This is a genomic window from Ralstonia sp. Ralssp110, assembly GCF_047325135.1.
In the GTDB taxonomy this organism is placed as follows: Bacteria; Pseudomonadota; Gammaproteobacteria; order Burkholderiales; family Burkholderiaceae; genus Ralstonia; species Ralstonia mojiangensis.
In genome coordinates this window covers 1,596,223-1,621,207 of the sequence record NZ_CP168609.1, presented here as the reverse complement: position 1 = coordinate 1,621,207, position 24,985 = coordinate 1,596,223, and the positions used below count along the sequence as shown (strand labels likewise).

18 protein-coding genes are annotated in these 24,985 nt (G+C 65.2%); 11 read left to right on the top strand and 7 right to left on the bottom strand.

Annotated elements, in window-relative coordinates; all coding sequences use genetic code 11:
• Positions 1-43: 43 nt before the first annotated feature.
• Positions 44-658 (bottom strand): TetR/AcrR family transcriptional regulator, encoded by a 615-nt coding sequence (locus ACEN9T_RS07810; protein WP_413706015.1) that lies wholly within the window; start codon positions 656-658, stop codon positions 44-46.
• A gap of 86 nt (positions 659-744) precedes the next feature.
• Here ACEN9T_RS07810 and ACEN9T_RS07805 point away from each other — a divergent pair, with 86 nt between their 5' ends.
• From ACEN9T_RS07805 to ACEN9T_RS07795, 3 genes are all read left to right on the top strand, one after another.
• Positions 745-2,205: an efflux transporter outer membrane subunit gene (locus ACEN9T_RS07805; RefSeq protein WP_413706014.1), complete on the top strand. Its 1,461-nt coding sequence runs from the start codon at positions 745-747 to the stop codon at positions 2,203-2,205.
• Positions 2,206-2,265: 60 nt separating this feature from the next.
• Positions 2,266-3,072, top strand: a complete 807-nt coding sequence (locus tag ACEN9T_RS07800) for an oxidoreductase (protein WP_413706013.1) — start codon at positions 2,266-2,268, stop codon at positions 3,070-3,072.
• A 459-nt stretch (positions 3,073-3,531) separates the two neighbouring features.
• Positions 3,532-5,856, top strand: coding sequence for a TonB-dependent siderophore receptor (locus ACEN9T_RS07795; protein WP_413706012.1), 2,325 nt, complete (start codon positions 3,532-3,534; stop codon positions 5,854-5,856).
• Between the two features lie 89 nt (positions 5,857-5,945).
• Here the strand turns inward: ACEN9T_RS07795 and ACEN9T_RS07790 are convergent, their stop codons facing one another.
• Positions 5,946-6,695 (bottom strand): SDR family oxidoreductase, encoded by a 750-nt coding sequence (locus ACEN9T_RS07790; RefSeq protein WP_413706011.1) that lies wholly within the window; start codon positions 6,693-6,695, stop codon positions 5,946-5,948.
• 112 nt (positions 6,696-6,807) lie between these two features.
• Here ACEN9T_RS07790 and ACEN9T_RS07785 point away from each other — a divergent pair, with 112 nt between their 5' ends.
• The 3 genes from ACEN9T_RS07785 (at position 6,808) to ACEN9T_RS07775 (ending at position 10,273) form a co-directional block, all read left to right on the top strand.
• The gene (locus ACEN9T_RS07785; protein WP_413706010.1) at positions 6,808-7,734 is read left to right on the top strand and encodes a LysR family transcriptional regulator; all 927 of its coding nucleotides are present in this window, start codon (positions 6,808-6,810) and stop codon (positions 7,732-7,734) included.
• 210 nt (positions 7,735-7,944) lie between these two features.
• Positions 7,945-8,472 carry a signal peptide protein gene (locus ACEN9T_RS07780; protein WP_413706009.1) on the top strand — a complete coding sequence of 176 codons (528 nt, stop codon included), beginning with the start codon at positions 7,945-7,947 and terminating at the stop codon, positions 8,470-8,472.
• A 79-nt stretch (positions 8,473-8,551) separates the two neighbouring features.
• A complete protein-coding gene (locus ACEN9T_RS07775) occupies positions 8,552-10,273 on the top strand; it encodes a SulP family inorganic anion transporter (RefSeq protein WP_413706008.1) in 1,722 nt (573 codons plus the stop codon).
• Positions 10,274-10,352: 79 nt separating this feature from the next.
• Here the strand turns inward: ACEN9T_RS07775 and ACEN9T_RS07770 are convergent, their stop codons facing one another.
• The 3 genes from ACEN9T_RS07770 to ACEN9T_RS07760 all read right to left on the bottom strand — a co-directional run bounded on the left by ACEN9T_RS07770 (position 10,353) and on the right by ACEN9T_RS07760 (position 15,233).
• A complete protein-coding gene (locus tag ACEN9T_RS07770; protein ID WP_413706007.1) occupies positions 10,353-12,116 on the bottom strand; it encodes a virulence factor family protein in 1,764 nt (587 codons plus the stop codon).
• Complete coding sequence (gene mprF / locus ACEN9T_RS07765; RefSeq protein WP_413706006.1) at positions 12,113-14,755, bottom strand: bifunctional lysylphosphatidylglycerol flippase/synthetase MprF; 2,643 nt, start codon at positions 14,753-14,755, stop codon at positions 12,113-12,115. Before mprF ends, ACEN9T_RS07770 begins: the two co-directional genes overlap by 4 nt.
• A gap of 283 nt (positions 14,756-15,038) precedes the next feature.
• Entirely contained in the window at positions 15,039-15,233 is a 195-nt protein-coding gene (locus ACEN9T_RS07760) for a hypothetical protein (protein WP_092972264.1), read from the bottom strand.
• Between the two features lie 291 nt (positions 15,234-15,524).
• Between ACEN9T_RS07760 and ACEN9T_RS07755 the strand changes: the two genes are divergently transcribed.
• From ACEN9T_RS07755 to ACEN9T_RS07735, 5 genes are all read left to right on the top strand, one after another.
• Positions 15,525-17,042 (top strand): diguanylate cyclase, encoded by a 1,518-nt coding sequence (locus ACEN9T_RS07755; protein WP_413706005.1) that lies wholly within the window; start codon positions 15,525-15,527, stop codon positions 17,040-17,042.
• A gap of 88 nt (positions 17,043-17,130) precedes the next feature.
• Positions 17,131-18,147: a helix-turn-helix domain-containing protein gene (locus ACEN9T_RS07750; protein ID WP_092972266.1), complete on the top strand. Its 1,017-nt coding sequence runs from the start codon at positions 17,131-17,133 to the stop codon at positions 18,145-18,147.
• A gap of 291 nt (positions 18,148-18,438) precedes the next feature.
• Positions 18,439-20,379 (top strand): S8 family serine peptidase, encoded by a 1,941-nt coding sequence (locus ACEN9T_RS07745; protein ID WP_092972267.1) that lies wholly within the window; start codon positions 18,439-18,441, stop codon positions 20,377-20,379.
• Between the two features lie 22 nt (positions 20,380-20,401).
• Positions 20,402-20,887 (top strand): hypothetical protein, encoded by a 486-nt coding sequence (locus tag ACEN9T_RS07740; protein ID WP_092972268.1) that lies wholly within the window; start codon positions 20,402-20,404, stop codon positions 20,885-20,887.
• Between the two features lie 98 nt (positions 20,888-20,985).
• Positions 20,986-22,392, top strand: a complete 1,407-nt coding sequence (locus ACEN9T_RS07735; RefSeq protein ID WP_413706004.1) for an amino acid permease — start codon at positions 20,986-20,988, stop codon at positions 22,390-22,392.
• Here ACEN9T_RS07735 and ACEN9T_RS07730 read toward each other — a convergent pair.
• A complete protein-coding gene (locus ACEN9T_RS07730; RefSeq protein ID WP_413706003.1) occupies positions 22,371-23,570 on the bottom strand; it encodes a M20 aminoacylase family protein in 1,200 nt (399 codons plus the stop codon). The two genes, ACEN9T_RS07735 and ACEN9T_RS07730, sit on opposite strands and share 22 nt — an antisense overlap.
• A 53-nt stretch (positions 23,571-23,623) precedes the next feature.
• Entirely contained in the window at positions 23,624-24,919 is a 1,296-nt protein-coding gene (locus tag ACEN9T_RS07725) for an MFS transporter (RefSeq protein WP_413706002.1), read from the bottom strand.
• Positions 24,920-24,985 lie beyond the last annotated feature (66 nt).

Here is a 24,985-nt window from a genome sequence, read left to right as displayed (position 1 = left end):
TGTGACCAATTTAGTCAATGGTCACAAAGAAAAAAACTGCATGTCAGGGGGAAAGACTCCGGAGCACGAGGCTCGAAAGCAGTCCCGGCGCCGTGTCCGTGTAGTCAAAGCTGTACTGCAGAAGCAACGGATTCATGTAGGGGCGCATGACCAGGGAGATGGCAGCTGTGGCTTCGTCCAGCGGCGTCTTGCGCTCGAAGTCTCCGGTCTCGCGGCCCTCCTGCAGCACACCGCGCAGCAACGTCTGGATACGGCCTTCGTAGGCAATCACAGACTGCCAGCGCTCAGTCGCTGCCGAGGCGGCAATTTCATACAGCTTGCGGTCATGGGAAAACAGCCGGAGGCTGGACTCCGTCAAGGCTTTGAACATGCGGCGCAGCTTCTCGGGCGGAGAGTCTGCCTCCGCCAGGGCTGCATTCACGTCGGCCTCGATCTCGCGCAGGCAGTTGGCGCAAATCATCTCGCCAATGGCCTGCTTGGACTCGAAGAACTTGTAAATGTAGGCCTTGGAAAAACCGATGGCCTTGGCCAGATCGGACACAGCGGTCTTCTCGTAGCCGTAGCGGCTGAAGTGCTCGGTGGCGGCGGCGACGATCTGGTCTCGCACATCGTGATCCGCCGGGCCGCGGGCGGAGACGGGGTAGGGAGGGGTCTTCATGGGCTTCAGCTTACGCGAGTCGCGATAGTTGAACAACTTGTGACCAATTTGTACTATAGTCACTAAAAATTTCGATGGACCTCATCATGTTGCCAAAACACGCCTCTGCGGCCCTCCTCCTTGCATGCTTGGCGGCCGGATGTGCGGTCGGCCCCGACTATGTGAAGCCCGACGCACCGATCCCGGACCGGTTCCGTGGCCAGACCGCAGTGGAGCAGCGCCCCGCCAACACGGCAGCTGACCTCTCCACGTGGTGGGCGGGCTTTGGCGATCCGCAACTCACCAGATTGGTGCAGCTTGCACTGGAACAGAACCTGGACCTTGCCCAGGCGTTCGCACGCGTTACCCAGGCCCGTGCAGGTTTGGGAGCAGCCAATGCCGCGCTGCTGCCCTCCGGCAATGTCACGGGTCAGGCTGCGCGTGCATACCAGTCTGTCGAAACCCCATTGGGCCGCGTGCTGAACTCGAGGCCCGGCTTTGACCGCTACGGCAACGCGTTCGAGGCTGACGTGAACGCCAGTTGGGAGCTGGACGTATTTGGCGGCCTACGCCGTGGCCGCGAGGCTGCGCTGGCGGACTACCAAGCCTCCCAAGCAGGCGCCGTCGCCACACGGCTGGCCGTGGCAGCGCAGACTGCCGATATCTACATCACCATCCGCGGCTTGCAAACGCGCCTGAAGGTGGCGCGCCATCAGGTGAAGACGCAAGAGGAATTGCTCGCCACCATCAACCTGCTTTACGGCAAGGGGCTGGCGGCGGAGCTTCAAGTCAGGCAGGCGGAAGGTGCGCTGGCGCAGGTTCGCGCCTCCATTCCGCAGCTTGAAGCAGGTCTGGATGCAGCGATGAACGCGCTGGACGTGATGCTCGGCTCGTTACCGGGCACGCACCGGGACGAGCTTGCGCAAGACGGTGACATCCCCGCCGCACCGCAGATTGCCATCAGCGGATCGCCCGGCGATTTGCTGAGGCGCCGCCCCGACCTCATCGTCGCCGAGCGCCGCCTGGCGGCTTCCAACGCGCGCATCGGCGTCGCCATCGCGGAGTACTACCCGAAGTTCTCGCTTGGCGGCCTGTTGGGCAGTGCCACATCGGTGGGCGCCGGAAGCCTGTTCGGCAGCGGCGCCAGCCAATTTGCCGGCGTGCTGGGCCTGCGCTGGCGCCTGTTCGACTTCGGCCGCATCAACGCGCAGATCGATCAGGCCAAGGGGCAAGAGGCGGAGATGCTCGCAGCGTACCGGCTTGCCGTGCTTCGCGCCACGGAAGATGTGGAGGACGCCTTCTCTGCCCTCGTCAAGCGCGAGGAGCAGGCCACGGTGCTCACGCAAGGCGTGGATTCGCTGAGCCGCGCGCGAAATGCTTCATTTGCTGCGTATCAAAAAGGCGTCGTCAGCCTGATCGAAGTCCTGCAGGCAGACGAGAGCCTGTTGCGTGCATCGGACGCACGCGCCCAGGCCCAAACGGAATCCGCGCGTGCCGCTGTCGCGGCATTCAAGGCACTGGGCGGAGGCTGGCAGCCCGATATCCCGACCGCCGTCGCCAGCAAATAAACCGCTGACAAAAACCCGATTTACCGCAGATCCCATTCACCCATACAGAAAGAAGTTGCCATGTCGAATTCCAAAGTCGTTGTGATTACCGGCGTGTCCTCGGGCATCGGCCGTGCCACCGCCGCGAAGTTTGCTCTGCGCGGGTGCCGCGTATTCGGCACCGTGCGCAACATCGCTCGCACTCAACCGATCGCCGGCGTTGAACTGGTCCAGATGGATATCCGTGATGAAGCCTCTGTCCAGCGCGGAATCGAGACGATCATCGCGCAGGCCAAGCGTATTGATGTACTGGTCAACAGCGCCGGCGTGGCCCTGCTCGGCGCGACAGAAGAAACGTCGGTTGCCGAAGCCCAGACGCTGTTCGACACCAACGTGTTCGGCATCCTGCGCACCACGCAGGCCGTCTTGCCGCACATGCGTGCGCAACGCTCGGGGCGCATCGTCAACATCAGCTCGGTGCTCGGCTTCCTGCCAGCGCCTTACATGGGCCTGTATTCGGCATCCAAGCACGCGGTGGAGGGAATGTCCGAGACCTTGGATCACGAGGTGCGCAAGTTCGGAATCCGTGTGGTGCTTGTCGAGCCGTCATTCACCAGAACCAGCCTGGATGCCAACGCACCTCAAGCGGTTTCCAAGGTCTCCGCCTACGACGCGGAGCGCGGCATCGTTTCGCAGGCCATTCAAAAGAGTGTTCAGAAGGCGCCGGACCCTGATGGGGTCGCAAGCACCATTGTCGATGCCGCACTGGGAGCCTGGAAGATGCGCCGTACACCCAAAGGCGAGGCGTCCCTTCTCAGCAAGCTGCGCCGGTTCATGCCGGCAGGCCCTGTTGACGCGAGCCTGAGGAAGACATTCGGCCTCTCCTGAGCGCGCTGCGGCAAGCGCGCTCACTCCCCACCCAAAAGCTCAACAATGTTCATTTGGAGTCCAGAACTTCGGACCTGCCACCAGAAAACATCTTGAAAAAAGCTCATCAAACCTGCCCCTTCATGGAAGCTTGACGACGCATCCTGTCAGGCGTGGCGGCAACGCGTGCGTCTGCCGCCAAAGCCCCGCATGGCATGGTTCCTGCACGCCGAAATGCGCCGTACCACCAAAAAAAGTCGGGGGACTTGCGTGATGAAGGGGCAGCACAAAAGGGGAATTCGCCTAACAAGAGAGATGTGCACGGGGGCTCACGCTACGCTGCACTGTAAGCGGCGGCGCTGTGTTTTCCGGACCCGCTATGGAGACGGAGCCCCGCACACCAGGGTGACCGCAGACCTCGCCGCCTGATCGCTCGTCAGGATGTGCTCGAAGTGCCGCTGCGCCGCGTGCATCATCACCATGCGGCTGTCTAAAGCCATCGCATGCGCAACGGCGCAGGCTCGCCTACCGCGCACGGGCCGCACATTGCACGGCGTGCGACTGTTTGGGCTTGCGGCGCTGTTCGCTGCGCAGTACGCCCACGCTACCCCGCTGGGCACATGGGATTTTTCCATCGAGCGGGCGCCCTTGGAGCGCGTGTTGATGGAAATCGCCAACGTGAGCGGACAGCCCATGTCGTTCCCCTCCGGTCTTGCCAAAGACCTGTTGGCTGGTCCGGTTCGCGGTGCCATGTCGGCTCAGCAGGCTGCGGAACAGGCCCTCAAAGACAGCGGTCTGCAACTGACCACGCTGCCCGACAACACGTTGACCATCGTGCGGACCACAGAGCAGCCGCGCGACATCGGGACCCTGCCCCCAGCTGAAGTACGCGCAAAGACGGGCGGCGACTTTGCCGTCTTCACAACAGGCCCCATCACGCATATCGAGACGCCTATCACGAGCGTGCCCCACGCCGTCAGCACCCTCACAAGAGAGTTGCTCACCAGCCAGAATGCCCCGTCGATGGCGGATGCCCTGGCGCTTGCCGGTGTCTCATCAATGTCGCTCGACCCGACTGCCGCCCCACGGTACGCCACGCGGGGTTTCATGACAGGACAGATCTCGGTCGATGGTCAGCCCGACAAGATGGCTGCGCTGCGCCCCCTCGAGGCGGTAGAAGATGTTTCAGTGATCAAGGGAACGCATGCTGACATCGGGGGTGCCCCCACCGCCGTGGGCGGCATCAATGCCAATCTCAGGGCACCCACGGTAGCGCCGCAACGAACGGTGTCCGTAGAAATCGGCTCGCACGCCGAGCGCAAAGCCCTGGTGGATCTGGCCGGCCCAATCGGATCGACCGACCTGTCTTACCGGACGGTGGCGTTGCAGGACACAACAGCCAACAGCGATTCCGGATACGCCGGTCGCCGCAAGAGCTACGGGCTCGCGGCGCTCGGGTGGCACGATGCCGCTACGGAGGTCACGGTCGGACTCGAATCCGTCACCAGCCGCCAGCCCATGCCGCTCGCCACGTTCGCACTGAATGGCGCGCCTGTCCGATTGGCCATGCAAAGCCCGCTGGGCAATGCCGACGACAACGTGCAGTCCCGCGCGAGCCGCGCCTATTACAAGGTCTCGCGCAACCTGTCGGACGATTGGTCCTTGCACTCACGTGGCACATACGAAGCGCTCACCGAACAATCTGCGCTCTGGCATACGGCGCTCGTGGTCAACAACACGGCACCTACGTCGACGCTGAACCTTGGCGATCGCAGCAACGACACCTCATGGGCCATCTCGAACGAGCTCACGGGCAGGTTCGCACATGGGCCGTTCCAGCACGTGCTCACATTCGGCTGGGATGAGTTTCAGGAACGGCAGGACATGGTCTTTGCGGCGACGCCTTTGCTGATGCCGCAGAATCCGTTTGCCCCTGTTCAACTGCCGCCGGCCACGTTCGTGCCGGGCATTCAAGTTTCGCAATCGGTACGGCAGTCGGTGTTTCGCGTGCGCGACCAAGTCGCCATTGGCGAGCATTGGGAGCTATCCGGCGCCCTGTACGTGAACAACTACATCGCCAAACTGCCGCTCGCGCAGCTTCAGGGCTCCCCCTGGACGCCGTCGCTGGGCGTGCTCTACAAGCTGACGCCGCATACCGCATGGTTTGCCGATTACTCACGCGGTTTCCGCCTCAACACCAGCTACTTCGACCCGTGCCAAGCCTTGTTGCCTGAACGGAGTCGTCAGTTGGAAACCGGGCTGCGCTGGGCAGATGTCAACCGCGCGCTGACGATGCAGGCCGCGTTGTATCGCATTGACGCGCGCCACGTGAGGGTGGTGGATGTGGCGCCCGCCGGCTACGACACGCAAATCGCACAACAGAGCAGCGAAGGACTGGAAGTCTCGATGCAAGGTGCGGTAACGAAAGGCTTGGACACTTCGCTGTGGGTGGCACTGTCTCGCGTATCGGGCACGCTGACCACGGGGTTCCTGCCGCAGGCGCCATTCCTGAGCGGAGCGGTTTGGACGACGTACACCATGCAGGCGGGCCCATTGAAAGGCGCGGGCGCCGGGATTGGCGTCACCGGGCAACGCGGCGCCCCATGCTACGGTGACACCCCGTTTCGCATGCCCGGCTTCATGCGCGCCGACGCCAGTCTCTTCTGGCACCAGAAATCCTGGAGCGTCGATCTCTTCGCGCGCAATCTCTTCAATATCCGGGCTTACGGCAACGCACAGTCTGGAAACTTCATCCCCGTTCAGCCGGGCCGCACGCTGACACTGCGCGTGACCCACAACTTCTGACGTTGGCCGGCCAAGCCGGCAAGGCGAGCGCTTAAGAAAAGCCGCTTAGCGCTCGCCACCCAGTCGGGGCCACCGGCCAACAGGTGGGCTTAAATCTGGCTCATGCCGCCGTCGGCAATGATCTCCGTGCCGACAATGAAGGCCGATTCCGGCGCCGACAGATGCAGCACGGTCGAAGCAATCTCCTCCGGCTGGCCAAAGCGGCCCAGCGGCACCTGGCTCTGGATCTGCGCAGCGGTGGCGGCCAGCGTGTCGGCATCCAGGCCGAGCTTGCCGTACAGCGGCGTCGTCACGGGGCCGGGGCTGACCACATTCACGCGGATGCCCAAGCCGATCAGCTCACCCGACAGCGTCTTCGCCAGCGAGATCAGCGCAGCCTTGCTCGCGGCATACACCGACGAATTCGGCATGCCGATGTGCGCGTTGATGGAGCCGTTCAGCACGATCGACGTGCCCTTGTTGAGGATGGGCAGCAGTGCCTGGATCTGAAAGAACGCGCCCTTCACGTTGGCGTTGAAGGTGGCATCCCACAGTGCCTCGTCCACGTCCGGCACGGCGGCAAACCGGGCCATGCCGGCGTTGATGAACACGGCGTCCAGACGCACGCCGGCTTCCTGCAACTGACGGGTCAGCTCGCGTGCGGCCGCCACGCTGCCGGTTTCATTGCGGATGGCGATGGCGTTGTTGCCGAGCGCGGCGCGCGCCGTTTCCAGCGCTGCGGCATCACGGCCGGTAATGACCACACGGGCGCCTTCCCGCACAAATGCCTGGGCGGCTGCCAGGCCAATACCGCTGTTGCCGCCAGTGACCAGAACGGTCTTGCCTTCGAAGCGATTCATGATGTCCTCCAGTAGGAAAGTTGAACTTGAACAATCGCGTGACTGCAGTGTGGACGCGGGTAAGCGGTTTGCCATACGATCTGGACGATGAACATGTTCGAAGGAATTGCACATGTTGACGGACGAAGAATTGGCCCTGCTTGAGGCCATCCGGCAGACGGGCAGCCTGTCGCGCGCGGCGGCGCAACTGGGCAAGGCGCCGTCGACCGTGTCGTATGCCGCACGGCAACTGGAGCAGCGCTTCGACGCCTTGCTGTTTGATCGGCGCGGCTACCGGCTGCAGCTCACGCGCGCCGGGCAGTTGTTGACGGAAGAAGCTGCGCGGCTGGCGCAGGACGTATCGCGCGTGGCGCAGCGCGTGCGGCAGGTGGCCAACGGCTGGGAAGACCGCTTGTGGATCGTGACGGACGAACTGCTGGAGTTCGAATCGCTCATGCCCGTGATGCACGCGTTCGACGCACTGCAATCGGGCGTGGCGCTGCGCGTGACGCACGAGGTACTGGCCGGCACATGGGAGGCGCTGCGCGACGGCCGTGCCGATCTCGTCATCGGGGCGACCAACGAGCCGCCGTCCATCCCGAACCTCGGGTGGTTCGAACTGGGCGTGGTGGAGTGGGTGTTTGCCGTGTCGCCTCGGCATCCGCTGGCAGCCATTGAGGCGCCACTCGCGCGTGAGGAAATTGCCCGGCATCGGGCCGTGGTGGTGGCCGATTCAGCGCGAACCACCGCCGGCCGCGCCTACGGCATGCTCAGCGGGCAACCTACGCTGGCCGTGCCCAGCATGCGTGCCAAGACGCTCGCGCAGCGCGACGGCCTGGGCGTCGGCTGGCTGCCGAGGCAGCGCGTGGCATCGCTGCTCGCGCGCGGCGAGCTGGTGGAGAAACGCACCACCGATCCACGTGAACCGAACCTGCTCTACGTCGGCTGGCGCAGCGGCGATGGCGATGGTGAAGGCCGCGCACTCCAATGGTGGCTCGAACAACTACGGCAGCCGCGTCTGGCCAAGCGGCTTGTGCAGGGCGTCGACGCATTCGCCTGAAACTTCACCGGGCCACGTGATCTTGCCTATGCTGGGATGACGCCGACGCCGCATTCGCCCGTCGGCGCAACACAAGCGACGCCGACTGTTGCGGAATGATCAACGTTGCAGCGTTTGTCTTCTGACAAACCCTCGGGTGGGTCAACGCGCGCGGTCGGCCAGCGTTAATCGGTCACGCACGTATCTCCGTGCCTCGTTGAGGGTCTCGTTATGAAACTGTCTGCGTTGATGTTTTCGATGGGTGCGCTGGTGATGGGCTCGGCGTTTGCGCAGGGCACCGCCGCGCCCGCCACCGCACCGGCAGCGGCCCCGGCGGCCGTCCACGCGGTCTGCAAGGATGGCACCCCGTATAGCGGCGCGACGCTCAAGGGCGCTTGCCGCGGCCATGGCGGTGTCGACAAGAAAGCCAGCGCAGGCGGTGCACCTGCTGCCGCGCCGGCCGCTGCACCTGCCGCACAGGCTCCGGCCAAACCTGCCGCAGCCGCTCCCGCCGCGCCTGCCCCGGCACCTGCAGCCAAACCCGCAGCCGCAGCGCCTGCCAAACCGGCCGCGGCCGCTGCAGGCACCGTTGCCCCCGGCGGCGGCCCCGACAAGGTCTGGGCCAATGCCAGCACCAAGGTCTACCACTGCCCGGGCGATCGCTATTACGGCAAGACCAAGCAGGGCGAATACATGACCGAAGCCGACGCCAAGGCTGCCGGCATGCGCCCCAGCCGCAACAAGGCCTGTACCAAGTAAGACACGCCTGAAGCAAACCCGCACGCCGCGGCCCACCCGGGTCGCGGCGTCGTCCATTTCAGCCTGATTACCGCATCGCATGCCCCCCAGCAACGAACATCCCGCCGTCGCCCTGCAACACCCAGAGGGCTTCGCCCCGTTGGCTGCGCCGCCCCAGCCGCCACAGCAGCGGGTGGTGCGCGACGTCATCGCAGGGTTCTCGATTGCGGGCCTGTTGCTGCCCGAAGCCGTTGCTTACGCAGGCATTGCCAGCCTGCCGCCACAGGCCGGGCTAATCGCATTGCTGTGCGGGCTGGTGGTCTATTCGCTGGTCGGCACAAGCCGCTTTGCCATTGTCTCGGCCACATCGTCGTCGGCCGCCGTGCTATTTGCGACGGTGCTTGCGGAGCCCGGCGCCAGCGGCCCGACGGCGCTCACGATGGCGGCGGCGCTCATCATCGCAACGGGCGTGCTGTTCATCCTGGCGGGCGCGGCACGCCTGGGCGGCATGTCGGATTTCATCGCGCGACCGGTGCTGCGCGGTTTCACGTTCGGGCTGGCACTGACGATTGCCGTCAAGCAGTTGCCCAAGATCCTCGACGTGACGGTGCACCACAGCGACACGCCACGCATCGCGCTCGACCTCATCACCAGTGCGGCCAGTGCCAACCGGTACAGCACGACATTGGGCGCCGTCGCACTCGCACTGCTCTTCGGCCTTGGGCGCTGGGGGCGCATTCCGGCCACGCTGGTCGTCATCGTGCTGGCCATCGCGGCCGGCTACTGGATCGACTGGCACAGCTACGGCATTGCCGTGGTCGGCCATATCGACCTGCAGAACATCAGCTTCGGCGTGCCTGCGCTGAACCGGGTGCAATGGATGCAAAGCGCCGAACTCGGTTTTGCCCTCATGCTGATCCTCTATGCCGAGTCCTACGGCTCGATCCGCAACTTCGCGCTCAAGCACGGCGATGGCATCTCCGCCAACCGTGACCTCGTCGCACTGGGCTGCGCGAATCTGCTCTCTGGCCTGCTGCACGGCATGCCCGTCGGCGCCGGGTATTCAGCCACGTCTGCCAACGAAGCTGCAGGCGCGCAATCGCGTTTTTCGGGGCTCTGCGCGGCGGCCGTGGTGGCGCTGATCGTCTGGTTGTTCCTGCCGCAACTCGCGCGCATTCCCGAGCCGGTGCTGGCGGCCATCGTGATCTTTGCGGTGAGCCATTCACTGCATCCGGCTGTGTTCAAGCCCTACTGGGCTTGGCGCCGCGATCGGCTGGTAGTGATTGCCGCGTTGCTGGCCGTGCTGGTGCTGGGCGTGCTGCACGGGCTGCTGGCCGCGATTGGCGTGAGTCTGCTGTTGACGCTGCGCCAGCTTTCCGAGCCCAACGTGAGCGTGCTCGGTCGCCTGCGGGAGAGCCACGATTTCGTCGATGTGTCACTGCACCCCGAAGCCAAGCCGGTGCCTGGCGTGCTGATCGTCCGGCCCGAAGTCCCGCTGTTCTTCGCCAACACCGAGCGCGTGCTCGGCAAGGTGCGTGCGATGCTGCAACAGCCGCATGAGCCCGCGCTGCGCGCCATCATGCTCAGCCTGGAAGAAACACCGGACGTGGATGGCTCGGCCATCGAAGCGCTGCGCATCTTCGCTGCCGAATGTGCGGCGCGCGGCCTGCAACTGATGCTGGTGCGACTCAAGCCGCGCGCGCTGACCGTCCTGCAGCGCGCCACCGACAACACGCTGCGCACCGAGATGCTGCACGAGCTGAGCGTGGACGAGTGTGTGCAGTCGCTGGCCTCAACGGGCGGTACACCCGCACCGGCCTAGCGCGACAACGCCGCCTCGTTCCAAACACGCCGGTCTTCCCGGGGCTGCGCGACGCACGCCAGCCCCCGGCGTTGGCGGATTAGCGCGGGGTGTTGCCCGCTGCACGCGCGCCTTCGAGAATGATGCGCGCCAGCTTGGCGTAATCGCCATCAAAGTGATGGCCGCCAGGCAGCTTCACCAGTTGCACCTGCTTCGGGTCCAGGCCCGGGCAATTGGTGTCTTTCTCTTCCTTGCCGTAGATGCACATGCCCAGGCCCGCCGGCAGCTTCTGCACCTCCGGCAGGATCGGCAGGCCGGACGCGCTGCTCGACACCCAGTTGGTCATGTGGAACTCAAAATCGGCACGCTTGCCCAGGCCCATCATCACGGCCAGCGCAACATGCTCGCGCGATGCCGCCGGCATCCGGTTGACGATGAAGGGCAGCACGTCTGCGCCCTGCGAATAGCCAATCAGCAAAGCCTTCTGTTTCTTCCAGCGCGCGGCGTAAAAGCGCACGAGCCGATCCATATCGGCGGCGGCAGAGGCTGGCGTGCGCGGCGTCCAGAAGTAGCGCAGCGAATCGATGCCGACCACGGGCACGCCTGACTTGGAAAGCGCAGCGGCCACCTCCTTGTCGAGCCCTGCCCAACCGCCGTCACCCGAGAGCAGTACGGCAAACAACTCCGACGATGTACCGGGCTGCGCGGGCACTTCGATGATCGGCAGGTCGGACACCGCTGCGGGCGGCGGCGGGGGCGGCGGTTTGCGCTGCGCGACAAGCTTGGCGAAAGCGGTCTTGAATGGCTCGGAGGCGGTCACGGGCGGTGCATTGGCAGCCGACACGGTGGCCGGCAACGCCACCGACTGCGCCCCCGAAATCGTATCGATGAAGGCTTGCGTGGCACGCGCTTCGCACAGCGGACCGGAGCGCCGCGCAAACGACGTCGGCGTGGCCGATTGCAGCGCCACCCACGGCGCAGACAGCTTCGTGGCGGGCAGCAGAACCACCCCGGCATTTTCAGGCGGCTTGACGCGCTTGGCGGTGGTGCGGCTCTCGCTCATGCGGCGGCTGAAGTGCACGCCCTCGCCCTTGCACAGCGGCTTGCGCAGCTCCAGCACGGGGCAGAATTCCATCGACATGGCCGCGGCAAAGATATTCGGGCGCGCCTGCGCAATCATGGCGTAGGCCAGCGCACCGCCTTCGTTGTCGCCAACGAGGATGGGCGGGTAGTAGCCTGGCACTTTCTCGTAGGCCTGCAGGAAGCGGCTGAAGTTTTCGAGGTCACCGTCCGGGAAGGCGCAATCGCCCAGGTCGGCCTCCAGGCTCGCGAACAGCGCAGGTGTCGACAGGCCTGCCACCAAGGCGCCCTGCTGCGCGAGGCTCTCTGCCATGCGCGATGCGGCGGGCGTCCAGCCCAGGTCGCCCGAGAGCATCAGCACGACGGAGCGGATTTCGCCCCTCGGCTTGTAGACCGGCACATCGCGAAAGCGCCCGTGCGTGACGAACTCGACGGCACCCGGCGCCGCCGCGGCCGTGGTGGGCGCCACCACGGGCAGCGACAGCACGCCGCCGTTGGCGGCCTTGTTGGCGGTGACAGCCGCAGCGCTCATCTGCAGGCGAGGCGGCATGTCGCCGCGCGGCGGCACCGCCACAACACCGCTGGCGCCCGTCATGCCCACAGGCGGCACCAGCACCGGACCCTGCGCAGGTGTGGGCTTGGCGGCAGCCGGAGCATCGGCTGCGATGGCCCAGGACGTTGCCAGCACCATGCCGACCGCACTCAAATGCCCAGCCCAACGCAAGCCTTTGCGTAGCACTCCCCGATACCGCGCCTCTTGTGTGCGCGGTGCTTGCCAACTCATTTGGAGATCACTCCCTTCAAGCCGCCGCCGATCAACGCGGCGACGTCCGTCAATGTGAACAGCGGCGCAATACCGCCACGTGCGAGCAGGTAGCGGGCTTCCCACACCGGCTCGAACTTGTCTTTGAAATTGCGCAGCCCTCTGAAATTGTAGAAGCGCGCGCCGTGTCGGAACATCATCCGTCCGAAGCGGTGCCAGCGCGGCGCAAGCTGATGCTCAACCATGCCCGACATCGGTGCCATCCCCAGCCCGAAACGCTGATACCCCTGCGCCTGGAAGTGGAGGATGACCTTGCCGAACAGGAAATCCATCGTGCCGGGCGGCACGTCGCTGCGATAGCGCATCAGGTCGACGCTCGCCTCGATGCGCAGCACGTCGGGGCACATCAGCGTGGCAAACGCCAGGATGACGCCCTCGCGGCGCACCACGGCCACGGGCTGGCTGCGGATGTAACGGTCGTCAAACGCGCCCAGCGAAAAGCCTTTTTCGCGCGCATTCTGGTTGCGTAGCCATTCATCGGAGATGGCGCGCAATTCGTCCAGCACGGTCGACACCTCCGCCGTCGGGATGATCTCGAACGACAGGCCTTCGCGCTCGCCGCGCGTCACGCCATGGCGCAGGTTGGCGCGGCGCGAGCCCTTCAGGCTGAACTCGGGCAGCGACACATACGCCTCTTCGCCCAACTTGTAGGCACGCAGGCCCGCATCGAGATACAGCGACAGCGTCTGCGGCCGCGTCTTGTAGAACGCGGCGCGCCCGCCATGCGCGTCGGCCATTTCGATAAAGCGCCAGATCAGCTCGGGCCATTCCTGCTGCGCGCCCACGGGGTCCGACAACGCCACCCACGAGCGCCCCTGCTTGGCGTACATGATGAACGCGTTGCCCGACGGCGAAAACAGCAGGCTCTTGTCGCCCATCAGCGCGAGCGTGGCATCGGCGGCGGGCTGCTTGCGGACGATCTCGGCCGCGCGGGAGAGTTCTTCGTCGCTCGGGAAAGTCGTAACGCCCGGCTCCTTGCGAAAGAGCTGCCACATGCCGAAGCCGAGCCCCGTTACGGCCACAGCCATCAGCGCGCGGATGGAACGCGGCGCATCGCCGTCGAACGTGAATTGCCACCAGAGCTGGTTGGCGTAAGCCACCTCGCGGTAGGCGAAGAAGAGGATCCACACGCACGCCGCAAACACGCAGACCATGGCGAGCAGCCACCCCGCCTCCAGGCGCTGCGAGAACAGCGACGACGGCCGGTCAAACTGGCGACGCGAGATGACGAGCAGCACCGCCAGCGTCACCAGCACCGCCATCTCCGACACGGCTATGCCCTTGGGCAACGCCAGCACGCCGGTGAGCAGCGACAGCACCAGCGCCGCCCACCACGCGGCGTCCAGCCGGTGCAGCAGCCCGCGTGCGACAAACAGCATGATCAGCCCCGCCACGCTGCCGATCATGTGCGAGGCTTCCACCACGAACAGCGGCACATGCATGCGCAGAAGGTCTTCGGCTTCGTCGCTGGCTGGGGTGACGCCCGAGACGAGCAGCATCACGCCTGCCACCATCGTCAGCGCTGCCAGCAGCCCCGGCGACAGCTTGACCGCGGCGCGGCCGAACGGCGCCCCCGCGCCGGAACGCAACTCGAACGCGCCAAGCATGGCGGCGGCCACGACCAGCGGCAGCAGGAAATAGATGACGCGGTAGAACAACAGCGCAGCAAGCACCTCGGCCGGCGGCGCCTGGCCGCTGCAGCCCAGGAGGATGACGGCTTCGAACACGCCCAGACCGCCCGGGCTCTGGCTGAGCACCCCCAGCGTGACGGCCAGCGCGTAAAACGCCACAAAAGTGGGCAGATCGACGGCGCCTGCTGGCATCAGCACCCACAGCGCCGCCGCAGCCGCACTCATATCCGCCGCTGAAATCGCGAACTGCCGCGCGGCCAATCCTGGCGGCGGCAGGCGGATTTCCCATCGGCCGAACAGCGTCACATGGCGCTGACGCATGCACAGCACGAGCAACGCGACGACGCCGGCCAGGACCAGCAGTGCCACGACTTCGAGCAGCGCCGCCGGCAAATGCGTAATCGCGGCGATGTGCGGCGCGCCCCACAGCAGCCCGACCGCGCCAAAAGCCGTGGTGGACACGCCCAGCGCCCCTGCATCAAACGCGACCGCCTCCGTCACACGCGCGGCATCGACCCCGGCCGCCGTGTACAAGCGCGTGCGCACCGCCCCGGCCGTCAACGAACCGAGGCCGACGGTGTTGCCCAGCGCATAAGCAATGAACGAGGTGGTGGCCACCGTAGCGGGCGCCACATGCGCGCCCGCATAGCGCAGGCCGGACGCGTCGTAACCGGTCAGGGCGACGTAACTGAGCGCCGTGGCCAGCATGGCCAGCATCAGGTGCGAGCGCGGCGTGACCTGCAGCGCGGCGACCATGTCGGCGTAGTGCACATGGTCGAGCAGCGCATACAGGCTGTCGAACACCAGCGCGCCAAGCACCAGCACCACACCGATCACGATCCAGCCAGCGAGGCCAAAGCCGGAATCAGCGGGCGCAGGCGTGGCAGGCGTGGCAGGCGCGTCAGGCACGGTGCGGGCCGAGGATCGGCGTGATGTTGGACTGGCGTCGTTGGACGCGGCGTCAGGCATGGTGAAAAACGAAATCCTGCTGGCTTGGTGGAGTGCCGGTCAAAGCGATACACGAATCCGGACACGCAGAGACGGGAGAGCGCGGCAAGCCAAACCGCCGAAGCCCATGCTCCGCACGGTATCGACGTCCTGATTGGACCCCGACCTGCCGGCACGGGCTTGTCGCGCGCGCCGGCTTTCTCTCGCCCCGCGCTTCAGACGGCGCGTGTGCTGGATTCGCACGTTGTTTGCGGCCTACGTAAGACGGCTAAAACCGCCGATGCGTTGACACGCAGCCCGCATTTTACGGTTTGGGCGCGCTCTCCGGCGCCTTGGGGGGCACATCGGGCTTGCCGGCATCGACGGAAACCGGGTCACTGGCAGGAAAGGTTTCCTCAATGCCCTCGTCGAGCAGGGCTTCTTCATGCGTATCGGCCACGGGCGGATGGGGGTTGGCGGGCGCCGGAGTGGGTGAGGCGCGATCGTCTGGCTCTGGCATGGCGTTCTCCAAGAATGCTTACCCAGAATAGGCAAAGCTGGCCTGACACGACGGCATGGGGGGCGGAATGCACATCTGTCGGGTGGGCAACATGCCCAGCGCCGCGGGTGCGGCACTCAGCCGAGGATCAGCAAGCTGCACACCCGCCGCCAAAAACGTTGCGTGAACAGGATGAAATCAACCACCGCAAACGTTTTCATTGCAGAAAACGTCTTAGATAGTATTGCGTAGGAAGGTGGAGTCCGGTACACAATTGAGGCTACCGTTTTCAATATTTTCACAATTCTGCGCATGCCTTTACAGCGCGCCACGGGTGCCTTCCTACGGCGGCCTTCCCTGCTGATCATCGGCGCGTCGTTGCTGGCGCTAATGCTGGCCGCACTGACCGCGCTGTCGCTCTGGGAAATGCGCACGGACGCGCTGGCCCGCGCCCGCGACGCTGCTGGCAACCTGTCGCTGATCCTGCAACGTGACATCGCGCGCAACATCGAGGTGTACGACCTGTCGCTGCAGGCCGTGATCGACGGTGTGCGCGACCCTGCCATGCTGGCGTTGCAGCCCGCCGTGCGCCAACTGGTGCTGTTCGACCGGTCGACCAACGCGCAGGACCTGGGCTCCCTGCTGGTGACTGACAAGGTCGGCAACGTGGTCCTCGATTCCCGTTCGGTACCGCCGCGGCATATTCACCTGGGCGACCGCGACTACTTCCAGGTGCATCAGGGATCCGCGAACGTCGGGCTGTATATCAGCGAGCCATTTACCCCGCGCGTGACTGGCCTGGATACGTCGCTCGGACTCAGCCGGCGGCTGAACGGCCCGCATGGCGAATTCAACGGCATTGTGGTCGGCACGCTGCGCCTGAATTACTTCCGTCGGCTGTTTGACGGCATCAACCTCGGCCCCCACGCAACCGTAACGCTGGTACGCACCGACGGCACGCTGCTCATGCGGCGCCCGTACAGCGAAAAACTCATCGGCCGCAGCCTGGCCGATGCCACCGCCTTCCAGAAGCGGCTGCTCGCACCGGAAGGCTCCTACGTAGACGTCGCCGGCATCGATGGCATCGAGCGCCTGTTCAGCTTCCGCCATATCGGCGACCACCCGCTGATTGTCACGGTCGGTCTGGCCACCGAAGACATCTACGCAGAATGGCGGCAGCGCGCATGGGTGATCAGCGGCATCGTGCTGATGCTCGACGCGGTATTCATGGTGCTGTCGTTCCTTTTTGCGCAGCAACTGCGCAAGCGGCTCGATATGGAGCAGCAATTGCATCTGCTGGCCAATACCGACAGCCTGACCGGACTCGGCACGCGCCGTGCGCTGGACTCGGCATTGGACGTTGAATGGCGTCGCGCCAATCGCCATCACACCCCGATGTCGGTGCTGATGATCGACGTGGACAACTTCAAACCCTACAACGACAAGTACGGCCATGCCGCCGGCGATACCGCGCTGCGCACGGTGGCACGCTGCATCAACGACAGCATCAAGCGCCCGGGAGATTTTGCCGGCCGCTATGGCGGCGAAGAGTTCTGCGCTGTGTTGCCCAATACGGACCTCAACGGCGCCATGCGCGTGGCCGAAAGCATCCGCACCGCCGTGCTGGGCGCCGACGAGCCCAACGTGGGAAGCGCGTACGGCAAGCTGACGGTCAGCATCGGGGTGGCTTCCCACTCGGGCATCGCCGCGGCGGACGATACCGTTCAAGACCTCATCCACCTCGCCGACGGGCGCCTGTATGAAGCCAAGGCGGCGGGCCGCAACGTGGTCATGCCCAGACAGGAGCGGCCGAAGCTGGCAGTGGTCTAGTCCAGCCCCCGTCAGGCACCCCACTTTGGGGGCATGCCATTATCGGCCATCGCTTCTGCACAATGCGCGTGACTTTCAGGAAAACGCTGTGAGCAAACCTCCGCACTCCCACTTCGATACGTCTGCGCTGCCGCGCGAGCATCAATTTGCGGCGTGGCGAGATGCCATCAACGTGCTGTTCGATACGCGCTCGGCCGCGCCGCAGTCGCATGGCTTTCAGGCCAGCGTCGACGCTTATCTTTGCGGCGAGACGGGTGTGGGCATGATCAGCGCGCAGGCACAGCACTATGATCGTTCCCGCTCCAAGCTGGGGCGCGACGGCATGGATGTCTACGTGCTCCAGTATTACCTGGAAGGCAGTTGCGGACAGCGCGACTGCGCCACCGGCACCGCCACACGCCCCGGCGATCTGTTTATCGTCGACGCTGCTCAGCCGCTCGCCACAAGCACGAACGACAGTCGATTCCTGAGCCTGGCCGTGCCACGACGCCTGCTGGCGCCGCTGCTTCGCGCACCGGACGAACTGAGCATGCGTGTGCTGCGTGGCGATGCCCCGATGGTTGGGCTGCTGCGCGATCACCTCTGTTCGCTCTATCAATCGGTCGGGAAGTTGAGCAATGCCGAGGCGCAGGCCGTCATCCCGGGCACGCTGCAACTGGCGGCGGCCGCCATCAACTGCCAGGTGACCGAAGCCAGTGCGCCGGCCGTGAGGGAAAGCCTGTTTGCGTCGATCTGCCGGCACGTGCAGCACAACCTGTCCGATCTCGCGCTTTCGCCCGAAGGCGTGGCCGTGCAGTTCGGTATCTCGCGCGCCACGCTGTACCGGCTGTTCGAGCGCGAGGGCGGCTTCTTCAACTACCTGCGCACGGAGCGCCTGCGACAGTGCCACGCGATCCTGGCCGACCGATCGCAGACGCACCGTTCGGTGGCCGAAATCGCGCAGACCTACGGTTTTTCCGACGCATCGAACTTTACGCGCGCGTACCGCCGCGCCTCTGGCATGTCGCCGCGTGAAACGCGCATGCTGGCCATCGAAGGCCGCGCCGCTGCCATGCCTTTCGTGCAACACAAGGACTGGCGCACCTGGGTCATGCAGATGCGCTGAAGCGCGCGCCTCCCTTCCCCGCACTCCCTTTTTTCTCCCACCTCCCGCGCCCTGCCGCCTCCAAGACTGAGACGCGCTGACAGGTTCGCGCGACGGCCGAACCGGTTCGCGCGCGCAGCCCCTTTCGTCATTGAATCCCCGCTGACGTGCATGCGAGCATCCGGCCCGACCTGATGAGCGCCCATGCGCTCGCGGCGGGCACGTGCGACGTGCCCTCTCTTCGTCGAACAGGTCAAAGCGGTGCGGACATCCCGCGCTTTGCACAACACACAACGACAAAACGGGGGTCTCGTGAAAGACATTACGGGAAAAACGCTTGCCTTGACGCTGTTCGCCACCGTGGCCCTGGCCGCGTGCGGCGGCGGAGATTCAGGTAGCAATACCGCCAACAACGGCGGCAACACGGGTGGCAACACGCCGCCTGCATCCACGTGCGCAGAAACCGGCGTCGATGCCAAGTACGCCTGCCAGACCGGCAGCACCGAGCCGCTGTACGCCTATCAATGGGCGCTCAAGCAAGCGACCAGCTTCTTCGCGGCGTTCGGCCTGGTGGCCAACGGCACGACCGACATCGACGTGGAAGACGCGCACAAGGCCGGCATCAAGGGCCAGGGCGTGAACGTGCTCGTGCTGGACGACGGCATCGACGTGCACAACGAAGATCTGTTTGCCAATGCCAACTCGGACATGACGCACAACTTCGACGATGGCTCGAACGATCCGACACCGGCAGACATTCCCGCGAACATCAAGGACGCGCATGGCACCAACGTGGCCGGCATCATCGCCGCGGCGCAGAACGGCAAGGGCGTCATGGGGATCGCTCCGCGCGCGACGCTGGGCGGGGCGCGCTTTATTGGCGCGGCGAATCCCGACATCACCGCCGCCTACGGCGGCGCTGCCTGGTCGAAGAACGGCCACCTCATCAATGCGTCGTACGGCGCAAACCCGCAGGCGCCGCTGGAGTACGACACGTCCACCTCGACACAGGCCGCGGTACGCGCCTTCCCGAACCTGCGCAACGGCCGCGGTCTGGTCATGCTCAAGGCGTCGGGCAATGAATATGAATCCATCAACGACGACATCAACCTTCCGCCGCGCACGTGCCCGACCGTGGGCGGCACCGCCGGCATGATCGGCTGCGAGAACCCTGCCAATGATCCGGAAGCGCTGGAGCCTGGCGTAATCGTTGTCGGGGCGGCAAACGCGCAAGGCATCAAGTCGAGCTACTCCAACGCCGGATCGGTCAACTGGATCACAGGCTTGGGCGGCGAATACGGCAACGGCGGCAAATACGGTGAGGTGGGTAGCGGGCCAAAGATCTTCTCGACCGACCTCAGCGGCTGCGCACGCGGCTACAGCCGAGCCAATCCGGACGACACCTATGACTTTGCGATTCCAGGCACCGCCACCAACCTGAAAGACAACGCGAAGTGCGACTACTCGAGCATGAACGGCACATCGGCGGCCACGCCCACGCTGTCCGGCGTGGTCGCGCTGATGCTGGCAGCCAACCCGAACCTGACGTGGCGCGATGTTCGCGAAATCCTGCGCGCGACGGCGCGCAAGATCGACACCGATTACGGCAGCCGTGACGGCCGTAACGCGCGAATCGACTTGCTTACGGGCGCCGCCACTGGAGATACCAGCGCCGCACTGACTGACGGCGCGACCACCGCGCGGCTGGACTACGGCTGGCAGACCAATGCCGCCGGCTATGCATATTCCACGTGGTACGGCTTCGGTCTGGTCGATGCATCAGCGGCGGTGAAAATGGCCAAGGCCACTGTCACCTACAAGCCGGCTGCATTGTCGGTGCCGGACTTCGCGGCGGCCTTTGCCAACGTAAACCAGTTCAACTACGGCGCGGTGCAGAAGCTCGGCCAGTTCAACGTGTCGGGCACGGACAAGGTCGACGCGCTGCAGCTGCGCGTATCGGGCTCGGTGTGCGTGGGCAGTGTCGGCTTCTTTGTGAAATCGCCCTCGGGCACGGTGTCGGCGTTGTCCCTGCCGTACAACGGCTATTACAACAACGGCGTTGATACCGTGAACAAGTACGGCCTGGGCAGCTACGCCTTCTATGGTGAGAACGCGGCCGGCACATGGGAGGTCTACGCCGTAAGTGGCGTGCCGACCAACGCCTGCTCGACGTACCAGCCCCAGGGCGGCACCCACACCGTGACGCTCGCCGCGCCGCTGGCCGTGGAGTACCGCGTGATTGCTGCCAAGTGAGCCCGTTCGGAGACCAATCAACATGATCAATACAACCCTGATGAAGACCGTGGCGCTGGCGGCGCTCCTCTCGATGGCTTCGGCGTGCCAGGCGGCCGACGTGACGGTGGGCAAGCACCTGAGCACGCAAGAGCTGGCCCGGTACGCAAGCGCACCGACGGTGCAGATCGAATCGCAGTCGTTCAAGGTGCTCTCCAGCGGCACGCGCACCAAGGCTGCGGGCGCGGCATCCTCAGCCGTCACGCAAGTGGCCAATGAGCGTGGCGTGGTGGGCGAGAGCCGCAACGAGGTGGTTGTCTCGCAGGTGTCGGTCGACAGCGTGCGCCAGGCAGTGAGCAGCCTGCCCGCAACGCCCGTGTCGGCGGAGTATTACGGGCACCTGAACATCAGCACCCTGCGCTTCGCTTCGTTCCAGGACGCTGTGAACGCGCGCGCGCAGCTCAAGAAGACCCTGCCGCAGGCGCGTGTGGACGTTCCGATCCAGTACGCCAAGCCCGTGGCGCGCTGATTCACTAACGCAAGTTGTACAAGACGCCCCGCCTCCGCGCGGGGCGTCTTGCATGGAGCGGCGTATCATCCCGGCCTTTTCCCCGTCAGGACAACACCATGACCAAGGCCACCGGCAGCTTCGAAGCGCTGGCCGCACGCGAAGGCGGCCTGCAGCACCGTCTCTCTTCTGCACAACTCGCCATGATCGCCATCGGCAGCGCGATCGGCACCGGCTTGTTCCTGGGTAGCGGCGCGGCCATTCAGTTGGCCGGCCCGGGCGTGATTGCAAGCTACGCCATCGGTGCACTCATCGCCCTGCTGCTCATGGGCTGTCTGGCCGAGATGGTGGTGGCCCACCCGACCACCGGCTCTTTCGGCGCGTATGCCGAGCATTACGTGAGCCCGCTCGCCGGTTTCCTGGTGCGCTACGCGTATTGGGCGGCGGTCGTCTTCGTGATCGGCGCGGAGGTGACGGCGGTGGCGGTGTACATGGCGTACTGGTTTCCGGGCGTGCCGGCCTGGGTATGGATCGTGGGCTTCTCTGCCGTGCTCGTGTGGATCAACGCCAGCAGCGTCGAAGTATTCGGCGTGGCCGAATACTGGTGCTCGATGATCAAAGTGGTGGCGATCGTCGCGTTTCTGGCGGTGGCGAGCTATGCCATCCATCGCGCACCCGAAGGCGGGCCGATCGGCTTTCACAACTACGTGAGCGCGGGCGGCTTTGCGCCGCACGGCTGGAATGGCGTGTGGTTTGGCGCGGTGGTCAGCATCTTCAGCTTCTTCGGTATCGAGCTGATTGCCGTGGCCGCCGGTGAGGCACGCGAGCCAGAAGCCGCCGCCACCCGCGCATTCCGCTCCACGCTGTTCCGGCTGGTGTTCTTCTACCTCTGCACGCTCGCGCTGATGCTGGCCGTGGTGCCGTGGCAGCAGGCCGGCACGGGCAAAAGCCCCTTCGTGCGGGTGATGGAAATCCTCGGCATTGCCGGTGGTGCAGGCGTGATGAACTTTGTGGTGCTGACGGCGGCGCTGTCGTCGATGAACGCGCAGTTGTATGTGTCGACGCGCATGCTGTTCAGCTTGGCACGTGGCGGGCAGGCCCCCAGGGCACTCGGTGTGGTGAGCCAGCGGGGCGTGCCGCTGCGCGCGCTGGCGGTTTCCAGTTCCGGTGCGGCATTGGCTGCCGTGCTGAGCGTGGTGCTGCCGGGGCACTCGTTTCTTTTGATGATGGCGCTGGCGATGTTCGGCGCGCTCTTTACGTGGCTCGTCATCTTCATCACGCACCTGCGCTTTCGCCGCGCAGCGGAACGCGAAGGGCGCACGCTGCGATTTCGCATGTGGGGCTTTCCGGTGCTGACCGTCATCGGGGCCATCGCGATGGCGGTCATCATCGTCAGTACGGCGTGGATGGCAGATTTCCGCATGACGTTGGTCGTGGGTGTGCCGTTCCTACTGGTGATGACCCTGGTATTCCGGCAGGCGCGGCTGGGGGTGTCGCCTGCGCGTCAGCCCTCTGCGCGCAGCTGATCCTCCACCAGCGCTACCCAGCACGCTGCCCCGATCGGAATCAGCTTGTCATTGAAATCGTAGCCGTCGTTGTGCAGCGAGCAGCCGACCCACTGGCCGCCCAAACCGTTGCCCAGCGCGAAGTAGCAGCCAGGGCGCTTCTCCAGCATCCAGGCAAAATCTTCACTGCCCATCTGCGAGGACGGCGGCACCTGGATGACGCGCTCCTCGCCCAGCACGCTCGCCACGGCACGACGCGCGAAGGCGGTCTGCTCGGGCGTATTGCAGATGGCCGGCACCAACCGCTCGTAGACGATCTCTGCGCGCACGCCATAGGACGCGGCCTGGTGCGTAATGACCTCGCGGATGCGCGTCTCCAGCAGCTCGCGCACCTCCGGCTTGGTGGCGCGCACGCTCAACTTGAGCATGGCCGTTTCGGGGATGATGTTGTGGGTCGTTCCAGCCTGCATCTGCCCAACGCTGATGACGGCCGCATCCACAGGCGCGACGTTGCGCGAGACGATGCCCTGCAGCGCCACCACCGTCGCCGCCAAAGCCAGCGTCGGATCCACAGCCAGGTTAGGCATGGCGCCATGGCCACCGCGCCCGCTGAAAGTCACGGTCACGCGATCTGACGAACCGCCCAGCGGGCCGCTCTGCACGACGGCCACGCCCAGCGGCAAGCCGGGCGCGTTGTGGAAAGCGTAGATGCCATCGCAGGGGAAGCGCTCGAACAGACCATCCTCCATCATGGCCACGGCGCCGGACAGCCCCTCTTCATCGGGCTGGAAGATGAGGTTCAGGGTGCCGTTGAAGTTGCGCGTGGCCGCCAGGTGCTCGGCGGCGGCAAGCAACGTGGCGGTATGGCCATCGTGGCCACACGCATGCATGCGGCCGTCCACCTTGCTGGCGTAGGGCAAGCCTGTGCGCTCCTGCATGGGCAACGCATCCATGTCGGCGCGCAGGCCGATCGTGCGCTTGCCGTTGCCCACCTTCAATTGCCCCACCAGGCCGTGGCCGCCGACGCTGTGCACGTCATAGCCCCATTCACGCAGCAGACCGGCGACGAGCTGGGAGGTGTGCGGCACGTCGGCACCCAATTCCGGATTGGCATGGATGCGATGACGCAGTTCGGCAAAGCGGTCAGCGCCCACGTGCAGGGCCTGGGGGATGCTGGGTGACTTCGGATCGAGGTACATGGTGCTAGGTCAGAGGCGAACTGGGTAAAAGCAACGATGGCGCGGTATCAATCTCAATCGCGGCCGGGATACGTCGGGAACAGCGTGAGCGCGCCCAGGCTGATTGCACTGCTGGCCAGCAGATACCAGGCCGGTGCCATCGGGTTGCCGGTTACGCCCAGCAACCACGTAACGACGAGCGGCGCAAAGCCGCCGAACACGGTCACCCCCAGGCTGTACATCACCGACATGCCGGTTGCGCGATGCTGGCGCGGGAAGGCTTCCATCAGCAGCGCCGCACCCGCGCCATTGCTGACGGCCATGATCGTCACGCCCAGCGCGATCAACCCCATGGTGAGAGCCAACCCCGCACCGGAAGACAGCAGCACGAAGCCCGGGTACGTGCACGACAGGCTGACCGCAGACGCGACATACAGCATCGGCTTGCGTGTCGGCAGGCGGTCGGCAATCAGACCAAACAGCGGCGACATGACCAGCATGGTTGCCCCCGCCACGCAGGCCGTGAGAAACGCCGTGACCGGCGGCATGTGCAAAGAGTGGATCAGATACGTGGGCATGTAGAAAATCAGGATGTACATGGACGCAGTGGCCCCCGTCATCAGCAGCATGCCCAGCACCAGCGTGCGCGCATGCTGGCGAAGCACGTCGACCACGCTTCCGTGCGGGGCGGCCTCGTGCGTCTCCTTCAGATGCCGGCGTATGTACATGCCGACCGGCGCGATCAGCAAGCCCATCAAGAACGGCAACCGCCATCCCCAGCTCTGTAAAGCCTCGGGGCTGAGCACGGCGCTCACACCGGCCGCACTCAACGCGCCGAGCAGCGCCGCCGCGCCCTGCGTGGCTGCCTGCCAGCTCACCAGGAAGCAACGCCGGCCCTTGCTGGCCGATTCCAGCAGCAGTGCCGACGCCGCGCCGATTTCCCCGCCGGCCGACAGCCCCTGTAGCAAGCGCCCGAGCACCACCAGCACCGTTGCCGTCACGCCAATCGTCGCGTGGCTCGGTGTGAAGGCGATCAGCGCGGTGCCGGCCGTCATCAATGCAATCGTCAGTGTGAGTGCTGCCTTGCGGCCACGCCGATCGGCCATGTTGCCGATCAGCACAGCACCCAGCGGCCGCATGACAAAGCCCGCACCAAACGTGGCGAATGACAACAGCAACGAAGCCAGCGGGCTGCTCGACGGAAAGAACAATCGCCCGATGGTGGCGGCAAAGAAGCTATAGACCGTGAAGTCGTACATCTCGAGCCCGTTGCCGATGGCGGCGGCAACGACAGCGCGGCTCGAATGCGGGGTGACGGTGGTGGTGCCTTGGCGCGGGGCGCCAGCGGGCACGGCGATCTGGGCATCCATCTTGATGTCTCCTCCAGTCGGGCGGGCTTCTATGAGCGTCCCGCAATGCGCTGGATTGAAGGGCAA